A 12411-nucleotide genomic window follows, 5' to 3' on the forward strand; every position below is an offset into this window, starting at 1 on the left:
ATTTTTACCTTTCCAGTCGCGCCAAAAAGCTGGCGCCGCGTAAATCCATGTACTGATAATAATATCAATAATTTTGCCGGGCTGATTTTGCACAGAAAACACGTGGGCGCATATGAAAAAAATGTGATAAAAAGTTGAATGCGCTACGCAAACGTTTAGTTAGCACCAACACAATATTTTCAAACACAACATAGTCAGGCAGGGTCAAGTGTGATGATCCCACAAATTTCTCAGGCGCCAGGGGTAGTTCAACTGGTGCTGAATTTTTTGCAGGTACTGGAGCAACAGGGTTTTACCGGCGATACCGCCACCAGCTATGCCGACAGGCTGACGATGGCCACCGACAACAGCGTCTATCAGCTGTTGCCGGATGCGGTCCTGTTTCCACGTTCCACGGCAGACGTAGCGTTACTGGCGCGGGTCGCCGCCGAACCACGCTTTAAATCGCTGATCTTCACCCCGCGCGGCGGCGGCACCGGCACCAACGGCCAGGCGCTGAATGGCGGAATTATCGTCGATATGTCCCGCTATATGAATCGCATTATCGAAATCAACCCCGAAGAGGGTTGGGTGCGCGTCGAAGCCGGAGTCATCAAAGATCAGCTGAACCAGTTTCTTAAACCCTATGGTTACTTCTTTGCGCCTGAGCTCTCCACCAGCAACCGCGCCACCCTGGGCGGGATGATAAACACCGACGCCTCCGGTCAGGGATCGCTGGTGTATGGTAAAACGTCGGATCACGTGCTTGGCCTGCGGGCGGTGCTGATGGGCGGGGATATCCTCGATACCCAGGCGGTGCCGGTGGCGCTGGCGGAGACGCTTGGCAATACGCCCTCGACGATAGGGCGGATTTACAACACGGTCTACCAGCGCTGCAAGGCGCAGCGCGAGCTAATCATTGATAAGTTTCCCAAACTCAACCGCTTCCTCACCGGATACGATCTGCGCCACGTCTTTAACGATGAGATGAGCGAGTTCGACCTGACCCGTATTTTAACCGGTTCGGAAGGGACGTTGGCGTTTATCACCGAAGCGCGGCTGGATATTACCCGCCTGCCGAAGGTACGCCGGCTGGTCAACGTCAAATATGACTCCTTTGACTCTGCGCTGCGAAATGCGCCCTTTATGGTGGAGGCCAAGGCCCTGTCGGTGGAGACCGTCGACTCTAAAGTCCTCAATCTGGCGCGCGAGGATATCGTCTGGCACTCGGTGAACGAACTGATCACCGACGTACCGGATAAAGAGATGCTCGGGCTCAATATCGTCGAATTCGCCGGGGATGACGCGGCGCTGATTGACCAGCAGGTCACCACGCTGTGCCAGCGTCTGGACGAGCTGATGGCCCGCAGCGAGGCGGGGGTCATCGGCTGGCAGGTCTGTCACGATCTTGATGGCGTGGAGCGCATCTACGCCATGCGCAAGAAGGCGGTAGGCCTGTTGGGCAATGCCAAAGGCGCCGCCAAGCCGATCCCCTTTGCCGAGGATACCTGCGTCCCGCCCGAACACCTGGCGGATTATATCGTGGAGTTTCGCGCGCTGCTCGACAGCCACGGCCTGAGCTACGGCATGTTTGGCCACGTCGACGCCGGGGTGCTGCACGTGCGCCCGGCGCTGGACATGTGCGATCCGCAGCAGGAGGTGCTGATGAAGCAGATCTCCGACGATGTGGTAGCGCTGACGGCGAAATATGGCGGTCTGCTGTGGGGGGAACATGGCAAAGGCTTCCGCGCCGAGTACAGCCCGGCATTCTTTGGCGAGGCGCTGTACGGCGAGCTGCGGAAGATCAAAGCGGTCTTCGATCCGGATAACCGCCTGAACCCGGGGAAAATTTGTCCGCCGGAAGGGATTGACGCGCCGATGATGAAAGTCGACGCGGTGAAGCGCGGCACCTGGGATCGGCAGATCCCTATCGCGGTGCGCAGCGCCTGGCGCGGGGCGATGGAGTGTAATGGCAACGGGCTGTGCTTCAACTTTGACGTAAAAAGCCCGATGTGTCCGTCGATGAAGGTGAGCAACCAGCGCATCCACTCGCCGAAAGGGCGGGCGACGCTGGTCCGCGAATGGCTGCGTCTGCTGGCGGATCGCGGCGTCGACCCCAATCAGCTGGAGAAGGCGCTGCCGGAGCAGGGCGTTAGCCTGCGCTCGCTGGTGGCGCGCACGCGCAACAGCTGGCATGCGCGCAAAGGGGAATATGATTTCTCGCACGAGGTCAAAGAGGCGATGTCCGGCTGTCTGGCCTGCAAAGCCTGTTCGACCCAGTGCCCGATCAAAATCGATGTCCCGGAGTTCCGCTCACGCTTCCTGCAGCTGTACCACAGCCGCTATCTGCGGCCGGTGCGCGATCATCTGGTGGCGTCGGTGGAATCCTATGCGCCGCTGATGGCCCAGGCGCCGAAGACTTTTAACTTCTTCATGAACCAGCCGTGGCTGAAAAAGCTGTCGGAGAAGCATATCGGGATGGTCGATCTGCCGCTGCTCTCGGCGCCGTCGCTGAAGCAGCAGATGGCCGGCCACCGCTCCGCCAACATGACCCTTGAGCAGCTCGAAGCGCTGAGCGCCGAGCAGAAAGCGAAGATGGTGCTGGTGGTACAGGATCCCTTTACCAGCTATTACGACGCCCAGGTGGTGGCTGACTTTATCCGTCTGGTTGAGGCCTTAGGCTATCAGCCGGTGCTGCTGCCGTTCTCGCCGAACGGCAAGGCGCAGCATATTAAAGGATTCCTGACCCGCTTCGCGCGCACCGCGCAGAAAACGGCAGACTTCCTTAACCGCGTGGCGCAGCTGGGTATGCCGCTGGTCGGCGTCGATCCGGCGCTGGTGCTCTGCTACCGCGATGAATACAAGCAAACGCTTGGCGACAAGCGCGGCGATTTTCAGGTGCTGTTAGTCCATGAGTGGTTGCCGAAGGTCCTGACCGCCGACGACCGTCCCGATCCGGGCGGCGAGCCCTGGTACCTGTTCGGTCACTGTACGGAAGTGACCGCGCTGCCGGCGGCGACGAAGCAGTGGGCAGAGATTTTTGCCCACTTCGGCGCGAAGCTGGAAAACGTCAGCGTCGGGTGCTGCGGGATGGCAGGCACCTATGGTCATGAAGTGAAAAACCATGCCAACTCGCTGGCCATTTACGCGCTCTCCTGGCAGCAGGCGATGCAGCGGCTGCCGCGTAACCGCTGTCTGGTGACGGGCTACTCCTGCCGCAGCCAGGTGAAGCGCATTGAAGGCAGCGGCGTTCGCCATCCGCTGCAGGCGTTACTGGAGATAATCGGATGATTTGGAAACGTCAGGCCACGCTGGAGCAGCTCAACCGGCTCGGTGAGGGAAACATGGTAGGGCTGTTGGATATTCGCTTTGAGACCTTTACCGACGATACGCTGGAGGCCACCATGCCGGTGGATGGCCGTACACAGCAGCCGTTTGGCCTGCTGCACGGCGGGGCGTCGGTGGTGCTGGCGGAGACGCTGGGGTCGGTGGCGGGTTATCTGTGCAGCGAAGGCGAACAGAAGGTGGTGGGGCTGGAGGTTAACGCCAACCACATTCGTTCGGCGCGCGGGGGCCGGGTGCGGGGCGTGTGCAAAGCGCTGCACGTCGGGACTCGCCACCAGGTCTGGCAAATTGAAATCTTCGACGAACAGTCGCGATTATGCTGTTCATCACGGCTAACCACCGCGGTAATATAAGTCATGACCGGGAGGCGAATAGCCTCCCTTTTTTCAGGGGAATAAGCGGGGCGGGGCCGCCAGCGCGAAACATGAGGCCAGCAGCGCTACCGCGCGGCGGCAAGAAATTATCTAATAAATAGATTATTACCGATCCAATCTCGTTATATATGCTACTCTTTTCAATACGAAATGCTTAAAGGTAACAAGAGGACGGTTAACCATGGGTATTCTTTCCTGGATCATTTTTGGACTTATTGCCGGTATTTTAGCCAAGTGGATTATGCCGGGGAAAGACGGCGGCGGGTTTATTGTAACCATTATTCTGGGGATCATCGGCGCCGTGGTCGGCGGCTGGATCAGTACCTTCTTTGGTTTTGGCAAAGTCGACGGGTTTAATTTCGGCAGCTTCGTGGTGGCGGTAATCGGTGCGCTGGTCGTGCTGTTTATCTACCGTAAAGTGCGCAGCTAATTTTCTGCATTCTGTTTTATTCAAGCTAACAAAAGCTGCCGCGATAAGCGGCAGCTTTTTTATTATCGCAGGACTCATGCAAAGCGCCCACGCCAGGGCTATTTCCCGTCGGCATCCTCCGCAACCGGCACCACCTCAACGTGAACTTCGTAGTGCTTCGCCTGACCGGTGGGGATCAGGGCGGTCAGTTTGTTAATGGTTTCCGCCGGCGTATCGGTCGCGACCGTTGCTGAAAACAGCACCGGCTTGCGCGGCGGAAACGGTGGCGGGAACGGCGGTTGGGGGCCATGACCCATCTCCAGCGGAGGACGACCGCCGTTGTCGACAACGGGCGTCGGGGCGTCGGTTTTATCGGCGGCAAACGCGCTGGCGGTGGCCACGGCGGCGATAGCGAACAGGGCAAGGAGAGCTTTTTTCATCTGGTATTCCTCGATTAACAAGTACCAAAAGAGTAGAGGGCGGCGGCAGGCGGGACAATCCCGTGCGGCGCGAATCCTCTGAATCTCCTTTATTCCTCGCGAATGTGAAGGTCAGATGAGAGCGGGTGTCATTGTGTTCGGGAGCCTCTTAATTCAGCAGTACGCTCATAATCAGCAGCACGGCCATGCACATCGACATAATACTGATATCAACAATCATTCTGTACGACAAAAGCTCCAGCTAAACGGGTACGACGGCTATGTTAAAGCACGTATTATAGTGGTTAAAGATTGTACCCTGGCATACATTCACACCACAAACGTTTATTAGCCTGACGTGGCCTGAACTGCCGCCCCTGACCATGGCATCATGACGATACCTCGAGCACACCTGGCGCTTAGCGGAGCAACATGAGGATAGCTCATGTTGCAATGAATTTAAGTCGCTTTCCCTCCATCACCGACTCTGGCAAAAATAGACCCATTAACGAATCAACAACATTTACCGGTTGAAGCGCGCCAGGTCTGACTCTGCGTCGCCTGTGGAAAATACTCCGCTTATTCCGCTTTATGCCCGACACCAGGATGGACAATCGCCATGAATAACGAATTTACCTATACGATTAAGCGCAGCCGGTTTGATGAAAATTATAACCCTGCGGAAAATACGCGTATTACCACCAACTTTGCCAATTTGGCCAGAGGGGAGAGCCGTCAGGACAATCTGCGCAATACGTTAATCATGATGAATAACCGGTTTAATACCCTGGCGCACTGGGATAATCCCTACAACGATCGCTATGCGGTGGAACTGGATATTATTTCTGTCGAGATGAATATTGCTCAGGATGCCGCCAGTTTTCCGGTGATAGAGATCCTGCAAACGCATATTGTCGATAAAAAAACCGGTGAGCGCCATGCCGGTATCGTCGGCAATAACTTCTCTTCGTATGTGCGGGATTATGATTTTAGCGTGCTGCTGCTGGAGCATAATAAAGACCAGAACCGCTTCAGCGTGCCCGAAAACTTTGGCGAGCTGCACGGCAATATCTTTAAGGATTTCGTGCAGTCCAGCGCCTATAAGACCAGCTTCAGCAAGGCGCCGGTGATTTGCCTGAGCGTATCCAGCAAAGATGTTTACCGTCGCACTGGCAACGAACATCCGGTCCTCGGCATTGAATATGCCCAGGAAGGCGTCTCGCTGACCGAGCGCTATTTCAGCAAAATGGGGCTGCAGGTGCGCTATTTTATGCCAAAACATAGCGTCGCGCCGTTGGCCTTCTATTTTTCCGGCGATCTGCTCAGCGATTACACCAGCCTGGAGCTGATCGCGACCATCAGCACGATGGAGACGTTTCAGAAAATATACCGACCGGAGATCTACAACGCGAATTCTGCGGCGGGGCAATACTATCAGCCCAATCTCAATCACCTGGATCATTCCGTAACCAAAATTGTTTATGACCGGGAAGAGCGCAGCCTGTTGGCGATAGAGCAGGGTAAATTTACACAACAACATTTTATCAACCCGCACAAGACGTTGCTTGAGCAATGGTCTGCTAACTTCGCGCTTTGCTAAACCAAAATAAAAGGCTACTGATTATGAAAACATGGCTTCCGACATCGACCGCCGGCAGTTTACCGAAACCTTCCTGGCTGGCGCAGCCAGAGACCTTGTGGTCGCCCTGGAAACTGTCCAGCGAAGAATTACTGGCCGGCAAGCGCGACGCCCTGCGTTTGTCCCTCGACGACCAGCTGCGGGCCGGGATCGATATTGTCAGCGACGGCGAGCAAACGCGGCAGCACTTTGTCACCACCTTTATTGAGCACCTCAGCGGCGTTGATTTTGCCAAACGCGAGATCGTGAAAATTCGTAACCGCTATGAGGCCAGTGTTCCAACCGTGGTGGGCGCCGTGGAGCGCCAGAAACCGGTCTTCGTTGAGGACGCGCGCTATCTGCGTCAGCTCACCAGTCAGCCGATTAAATGGGCGCTGCCGGGCCCAATGACCATGATCGACACGCTGTATGACAACCACTATAAAAGCCGGGAAAAGCTGGCTTGGGAGTTCGCCAAAATCCTCAATCAGGAAGCGAAAGAGTTAGAGGCCGCCGGGGTCGATATTATTCAGTTCGATGAGCCGGCCTTCAACGTCTTCTTCGATGAGGTGAACGACTGGGGGATCGCCGCGCTGGAACGAGCCACCGAAGGGCTGAAGTGCGAGACGGCGGTGCATATCTGCTACGGCTACGGCATCAAGGCCAATACCGACTGGAAAAAAACGTTGGGCTCTGAGTGGCGTCAGTATGAGGAGGCCTTCCCACAGCTGCAGAAATCGTCCCTCGATATTATCTCTCTCGAGTGCCACAACTCGCGGGTGCCGATGGATCTGCTGGAACTGATCCGCGGTAAAAAGGTGATGGTCGGAGCCATCGATGTGGCCAGCCATGCTATCGAAACCCCGGAAGAGGTGGCCGCTACCCTGCGCAAGGCGCTGGCGTTCGTCGATGCCGACAAGCTCTATCCGTCCACCAACTGCGGTATGGCGCCGCTGCCGCGCCAGGTCGCGACCGGCAAACTGCACGCTTTAAGCGCCGGCGCCGAGATCGTTCGCCGCGAGCTGGCGGCACAATAAGGCGGGCTGGCCTCCGTGCGCTTCTCCCGGTTAACTTCCTGAGCGGGCCGTTACCCGCTCAGCGTCAGGTTGCCGCCAGCGGGCGGCAGATCGCCCGCAGGGCCACGGCGCTGCACAACGGAAACAGCGCCAGCAGAAGCCAGGGATAGACCGCCTGCGGCGAGGGGGTGAGCGCCTGGTCCAGCATATGGCCGAGCAGCAAATTCCCGGCTAACACCGCGCAACCCCCCGCCGTGGCGAGCGCCCCGTAGTGGGCGCCCAGCGTCGACTCCTCGGCGAACAGCGGGATCAGGTCCTTGGCTGAGGGCACCAGCAGCATCTGGCCGAGGGTGAGCAGCGTGACAAAGCAGGCCGACGGCAATAATCGCAGCCAGCCTTCGGCGGGCGACGAGGCGGCGAATAACGCCACGCTGACAAAAGAAGCCGACAGCAGCAGAAAGCCCACCGGCAGAATGCGCACGGCGCCAATACGTCGGGCGAAACGGGCGAGAGGAAGCTGCAGGGTAATAATCAATAGCGAGGCCAGCATAAAAAGCGGCGCCAGATCCTGCTCACGGCCGCCGGCGCGTTGGATCTCCACCGGCAGGGCGAGGTACAGCTGGTTATAGCTCAACAGCCATGAGCTGTAGGCGATAATAAACGCGACAAAGCGCGGCTGACGCAAAGGGGTCCACCACGGCACCCGGCTGCGCGTTTGTGTCCGCTGCCCGTCGGCGGGCAGACAGAAAAAGAGCACCAGCAGCGCCAGAAGAAATAGCCCCGCGCCGGCGAGGGCGATATGCCGAAAGCCGATCCCGCTCAGCAGCCCTCCGGCCACAGGGCCGATAACCGCCCCCAGTTCACCGCACACCGCAAACAGCGCAAACCACTCGGCGCGGCTGCGGTTTCCGTTGGACTGGCTGTGGGTACCGGTCCGCGCCAGCAGGGCCTCGATCGACGGAGAAAACAGCGCTCCGCCGACGCCGGTCAGGCAGGCGCCGAGGATAATAGGCTCCAGCGTTGTGCCGCACGCCAGCAGCAGATAGCCGGCGACGCGAACCACGCAGCCGGCGAGGATGATCGCCTTAGCGCCATAGCGGTCGGCCAGCGTCCCGCCGATGATAAACATGCCCTGCTGGGAGAAGGTGCGCAGCCCGAGGATCAGGCCGATAAGCCCGCCGGAGAGCAGCATCTCGTCGCGCAGGAAGAGGGCAAGGAAAGGGACGACCGCATAAAAGCCAATATTAAAAACGAACTGGCTTCCCAGTAAAACGGGAGGCCAGAGGGTCGCCGCAGGGCGCAGGGAGAAGAGAGGCATATACGCCAAACCTAAACGATGAAATGAATGTGCTTTTTACCGTGGTACGGGGAGATCTCGATTTTGGTTTTCACCCGGAAAACGTCCCACAGCAGCGCTTCGGACAAAATCTCCTCCGGCGTCCCGCTGGCGAGGATCTGCCCCTGCTGCATCACGATCAGCGAATCGCAGAACATCGCGGCATGATTAAGATCGTGAATGGCCACAATGCTGGTCACCGGCAGCTCGCTGATCAACTGCATCAGCTGCATTTGATGGTGAATATCCAGATGGTTGGTGGGTTCATCCAGCAGGATCTCGCTTGGGTTCTGCGCCAGGGCGCGGGCGATATGCACCCGCTGCCGCTCGCCGCCGGAGAGGCTCAGCCATCCCTGGTCGCTTTTCTCCAGCATCGCCACCCGCTGCAGCGCGGCGGTGACCGCCTCGTCATCCTGAGCGCTCCAGTTTGAGAACGGCGAGTGATGCGGAATACGCCCCAGGCGCACGACGTCGCGCACCCGCATATTGGCCTCGGTCATGCCGTGTTGCTCGACGAACGCCACCCGGCGGGCGAGCTGCTTTTTCGCCATCCTGGCGATGTCCTGGCCGTCGAGGGTGACGCGACCCGCATCCGGGCGGCGCAGGCCCGCCAGAACCCGCAGCAGAGAGGATTTGCCGCAGCCGTTGGGCCCCAGCAGTCCCACCGTTTCGCCGCGCGACACCCGCAGCGAGACCGTATTGACGATGACCTTTTTGCCTGCCTTCCAGGTGATATTTTCAGCGCAAATACTCATCACTTATTCCTTGAGCGGTAGATAATCACGGCGAAGAAAGGCACCCCAACCAGAGCGGTCACCACCCCGACCGGCAGACTTTGCGGGGCAATCAGCAGGCGCGAGGCAATGTCCGCCAGCACCATCAGGATCGCCCCCGCCAGCGCGCTGGCGATCAGCAACGTCCGGTGCAGCGGGCCAAAGAAGAAGCGCATCACGTGGGGCACCACCAGGCCGACAAAGCCGATCGAGCCGGCCATGCTGACGATGGTGGCGGTGATCACCGCCGCGGTGGTGAAGAGGATCAGGCGCACGCGCGGCACGGCAATGCCCAGCGAAGCGGCGGCATCGTCGCCGAAGGTGAACGCGTCCAGCGCCCGGGCATACCACAGGCAGACCGCCAGGCCCGCAAGAACCACCACCAGGACCAGCTGGAATTCGGGCCAGCGGACGCCGCTGAAGCTGCCCAGCAGCCAGAACATCACATCGCGCGCCTGCTGCGCGCTGGCGGAGGTGCTGATGGTGTAGGCCGTGAGGGCGTTAAATAACTGCGAGGCGGCGACGCCCGCCAGGATGGTGCGCTCATTGCCGCCGCGCGCGCCGTTGGTCAGAAAGGCGACAAAGGCGAAGGCGGCGAAGGCTCCGGCAAACGCCCCGGCGGAGAGGGAGATCGCCCCGGCGCCAAGGCCCAGCACCACGATTGATACCGCGCCGGTGGAGGCCCCGGCGGAGACGCCGAGGACGTAGGGCTCCGCGAGGGCGTTCTTCAGGAGGCTTTGCAGCACGGCGCCGCAGATAGCCAGGCCGGCGCCGCAGCAGGCGGCGACCAGGGCGCGGCTGAGGCGGAAATCCCAGATGACGCTCTCGTAGATACGATTGAGAGGCACCGCGGTTAAGCCGGTTTTATTGCTGATAGCGTAAAAGACGTTGTGCAGCGGGATGGGCAGTTCGCCAACGCTGACGCCTACCGCTATCACCAGCGCCAGCACGAACACTGCCACGACGCACCAGCCGGTGAGCAGCATGCTGCGGCGCGTCTGAAGCACGGCGACGCTCATCAGTTAAGCCCCATTTTTCTCAGCTGTTCGCCCACCTGTTCCGCGCCGTAGAGGGTGCGGATGGTCGGATTCATCGCCTGGCCGTCCATCACCACGATATGGCCTTTTTTCACTGCCTCCAGCTGGCTGACGGCGGGATCGCTTTTGAGGAATTTGATCTTCTCCTCGGCCTTATCCAGCGCCCAGCGGTTACGATCCAGGCTTGAGACCACGATCACGTCCGGGTTGGCGGCAATGATGCTCTCCCAGCTCACCGTGGGCCATTCGGTCTCGGCGGTAATGGCGTTATGTCCGCCCAGCACGCTGGCGATAAAGCCGGAGGCGCTGTTTTTGCCGCCGACATAGGCATCGGCCGACGGCGAGGCGCTGGAGAACCAGAAGACGAAGGAGAGATCTTTTTTGCTTTTACCGAACTCCTGACGCAGGTCGGCTTCACGTTTTTTGAAATCGGCGATCAGCGCCTGGCCACGATCTTCCACGTTGAAAATGCGGGCAAAATCGCTAATTTCCTGATACAGCCAGGTCATGTCCCACAGCTTCTGCCGGCTGCCGTACATATCGCCGGTAGCCTTTTTGGTGGCGCACATCCCCGGCGACACGTAGCTGTTCACGCCGACGGTCGCGAGATCTTCACGCTTGGCGACTTTGCTTTCCGGCCCCAGCAGCAGCGGCAACTGGGCGGGAACGAAATCGGGATTTTGCGCCAGTACGGATTCCAGGCTCGGGATTTCCACCGTCAGGGTTTTAATCTTCGCGTTTTGCTCAGCCAGCTGCGGTAATACCCTGGTCGGCCAGAAGGCGCTGGCCACCACCTGCTTTTGCAGCCCAAGCAGCAGCAGGATTTCGACCGTATTTTGCCCCAGCGCGACCACGCGCTCCGGCGGCCGGGTGAAGGTCTCCTGATAGCCACAGTTTTCAATCGTCAGGGGGTAGGTTGTTGCCAGCGCGGAACTGACGGCGGTGAACATCAAGCCTAACGCGCAGAGGACCTTCTTCATTAAACGCTATCCTTGTAAACAGGCGAGTGGATGACCAGCAAATGGAAGTAATGCAAATGAAACTCATTATTGAGGCGGGGTTTTATACAATGCCGTATTTACAGTGTCAATGAGTGACTATTTCAGCAGGGAAGGAGTTACCCGCGAGGCGGGTGACTCAGCGCGCCAGTGGGCCGCGAATATACGCCTGCAACCCCTCGGCGAGGAAATCAAATACTCGCTTACAGGCGGGGCTATGGCGCAGGTCCTCATGCATCACCAGCCAGGTCTCGAGATACAGAGAAAAGTCGGCCGCCAGCACTCGCCGCAGGGGAATGATGCCGTCGGCAAGGGGCGCCTGGCAGATGCCGATCCCCGCCCCGGCGCGGATCAGGCTCAGCTGGGCGAGGTCGCTATCGGTGCGCATCGCGAACGCCTCGCGCTGGAAACGGGGGTAGCGCTCAAGCGCCCGGCGAACGAGGGGCGTGGCGCTGTCGAAACCAATCAGCGCGTGACCGTCAAGCTCCTCAGGCGTAGCGGGCCGACCCCGGCGGGTCAGATAGGCATCGGCGGCATGCAGCCCGAGCTCGATCCTGCCGAGACGCCGCGCGATAAGCTGCTCCTGCTGCGGAGCGACCATCCGCACCGCGATATCCGCCTCCCGGTGAAGCAGATCCTGAAACCGATTGGAGAGCATCAGTTCGATGACGATATTCGGGCACGCCTGCCTGAGCCGGGCAATCAGCGGCGGCAGCACCTCGGCGCCGACCACCTCGCTGGCGGCCACGCGCACCACGCCACGCAGATCGGTTCTGTCGCGACTAAAGTTGGCCGCCGTGCGTGCCAGCGCCCGGGCGGTGTTGGCCATCGCCTCGGCGTGCACCCGCAGCGCCAGCGCCGCGTCGGTCGCCAGCAGGCCGGTCTGCGAACGGGTAAATAAGGCCTGGCCGAGGGCGGCTTCCAGCCCGGCGATATGGCGCCCCGCCGTCGGCTGGGTGATGTTCAAAGTGCGCGATGCGCCCGATAAAGAGCCTTCCTGCAGGACGGCGAGAAAGGTTCGGTACCACTCCCAGGGAATAGAGGTATTCATACAAAAATGTATAGCCGCTCGATGATGATATGCAATTTCATTTGATATGAGCCGCA

General features: G+C 59.3%; 11 protein-coding genes. 5 read left to right on the plus strand and 6 right to left on the minus strand.

Translation table 11 applies throughout. From position 1 onward, the window contains the following. Positions 1–213: 213 nt before the first annotated feature. The 3 genes from ydiJ to L2I46_RS01335 all read left to right on the plus strand — a co-directional run bounded on the left by ydiJ (position 214) and on the right by L2I46_RS01335 (position 4128). Entirely contained in the window at positions 214–3270 is a 3057-nt protein-coding gene (gene ydiJ, locus L2I46_RS01325) for a D-2-hydroxyglutarate dehydrogenase YdiJ (protein ID WP_236947526.1), read from the plus strand. Continuing rightward, complete coding sequence (menI, locus tag L2I46_RS01330) at positions 3267–3677, plus strand: 1,4-dihydroxy-2-naphthoyl-CoA hydrolase (protein WP_023290099.1); 411 nt, start codon at positions 3267–3269, stop codon at positions 3675–3677. The genes ydiJ and menI overlap by 4 nt, the downstream gene beginning before the upstream one ends. Positions 3678–3879: 202 nt before the next feature. Further along, positions 3880–4128, plus strand: coding sequence for a GlsB/YeaQ/YmgE family stress response membrane protein (locus L2I46_RS01335; protein ID WP_004203110.1), 249 nt, complete (start codon positions 3880–3882; stop codon positions 4126–4128). A gap of 98 nt (positions 4129–4226) precedes the next feature. On the opposite strand, the gene L2I46_RS01340 is transcribed toward L2I46_RS01335, so the two are convergent. After that, positions 4227–4547, minus strand: coding sequence for a hypothetical protein (locus L2I46_RS01340; protein WP_101861727.1), 321 nt, complete (start codon positions 4545–4547; stop codon positions 4227–4229). Between the two features lie 598 nt (positions 4548–5145). On the opposite strand from L2I46_RS01340, the gene L2I46_RS01345 reads away from it, so the two are divergent. Together L2I46_RS01345 and L2I46_RS01350 are read left to right on the plus strand one after the other, a co-directional pair. Next, positions 5146–6126 (plus strand): DUF1852 domain-containing protein, encoded by a 981-nt coding sequence (locus tag L2I46_RS01345; RefSeq protein ID WP_032453251.1) that lies wholly within the window; start codon positions 5146–5148, stop codon positions 6124–6126. A gap of 23 nt (positions 6127–6149) precedes the next feature. Next, positions 6150–7181: a methionine synthase gene (locus tag L2I46_RS01350; RefSeq protein ID WP_023290096.1), complete on the plus strand. Its 1032-nt coding sequence runs from the start codon at positions 6150–6152 to the stop codon at positions 7179–7181. A gap of 64 nt (positions 7182–7245) precedes the next feature. On the opposite strand, the gene L2I46_RS01355 is transcribed toward L2I46_RS01350, so the two are convergent. The 5 genes from L2I46_RS01355 to L2I46_RS01375 form a co-directional block, all read right to left on the minus strand. Then, positions 7246–8478 (minus strand): MFS transporter, encoded by a 1233-nt coding sequence (locus L2I46_RS01355; protein WP_236947478.1) that lies wholly within the window; start codon positions 8476–8478, stop codon positions 7246–7248. 11 nt (positions 8479–8489) lie between these two features. Next, complete coding sequence (locus L2I46_RS01360) at positions 8490–9251, minus strand: ABC transporter ATP-binding protein (protein ID WP_023290094.1); 762 nt, start codon at positions 9249–9251, stop codon at positions 8490–8492. Next, complete coding sequence (locus L2I46_RS01365) at positions 9251–10288, minus strand: FecCD family ABC transporter permease (RefSeq protein ID WP_032453250.1); 1038 nt, start codon at positions 10286–10288, stop codon at positions 9251–9253. The genes L2I46_RS01360 and L2I46_RS01365 overlap by 1 nt, the downstream gene beginning before the upstream one ends. Then, complete coding sequence (locus L2I46_RS01370; RefSeq protein WP_032453249.1) at positions 10288–11286, minus strand: ABC transporter substrate-binding protein; 999 nt, start codon at positions 11284–11286, stop codon at positions 10288–10290. Before L2I46_RS01370 ends, L2I46_RS01365 begins: the two co-directional genes overlap by 1 nt. A gap of 157 nt (positions 11287–11443) precedes the next feature. Then, positions 11444–12355, minus strand: coding sequence for a LysR family transcriptional regulator (locus L2I46_RS01375; RefSeq protein WP_023290091.1), 912 nt, complete (start codon positions 12353–12355; stop codon positions 11444–11446). Positions 12356–12411 lie beyond the last annotated feature (56 nt).

The sequence above is a fragment of the Klebsiella sp. 2019SCSN059 genome (assembly GCF_021739525.1).
GTDB lineage: Bacteria > Pseudomonadota > Gammaproteobacteria > Enterobacterales > Enterobacteriaceae > Klebsiella > Klebsiella quasipneumoniae.

Bases quoted from the DNA above. Each gene is read 5' to 3' on its own strand.
- ydiJ (WP_236947526.1), top strand. From the start codon at position 214: ATGATCCCACAAATTTCTCAGGCGCCAGGGGTAGTTCAACTGGTGCTG.
- menI (WP_023290099.1), top strand. From the start codon at position 3,267: ATGATTTGGAAACGTCAGGCCACGCTGGAGCAGCTCAACCGGCTCGGT.
- L2I46_RS01335 (WP_004203110.1), top strand. From the start codon at position 3,880: ATGGGTATTCTTTCCTGGATCATTTTTGGACTTATTGCCGGTATTTTA.
- L2I46_RS01340 (WP_101861727.1), bottom strand. From the start codon at position 4,547: ATGAAAAAAGCTCTCCTTGCCCTGTTCGCTATCGCCGCCGTGGCCACC.
- L2I46_RS01345 (WP_032453251.1), top strand. From the start codon at position 5,146: ATGAATAACGAATTTACCTATACGATTAAGCGCAGCCGGTTTGATGAA.
- L2I46_RS01350 (WP_023290096.1), top strand. From the start codon at position 6,150: ATGAAAACATGGCTTCCGACATCGACCGCCGGCAGTTTACCGAAACCT.
- L2I46_RS01355 (WP_236947478.1), bottom strand. From the start codon at position 8,478: ATGCCTCTCTTCTCCCTGCGCCCTGCGGCGACCCTCTGGCCTCCCGTT.
- L2I46_RS01360 (WP_023290094.1), bottom strand. From the start codon at position 9,251: ATGAGTATTTGCGCTGAAAATATCACCTGGAAGGCAGGCAAAAAGGTC.
- L2I46_RS01365 (WP_032453250.1), bottom strand. From the start codon at position 10,288: ATGAGCGTCGCCGTGCTTCAGACGCGCCGCAGCATGCTGCTCACCGGC.
- L2I46_RS01370 (WP_032453249.1), bottom strand. From the start codon at position 11,286: ATGAAGAAGGTCCTCTGCGCGTTAGGCTTGATGTTCACCGCCGTCAGT.
- L2I46_RS01375 (WP_023290091.1), bottom strand. From the start codon at position 12,355: ATGAATACCTCTATTCCCTGGGAGTGGTACCGAACCTTTCTCGCCGTC.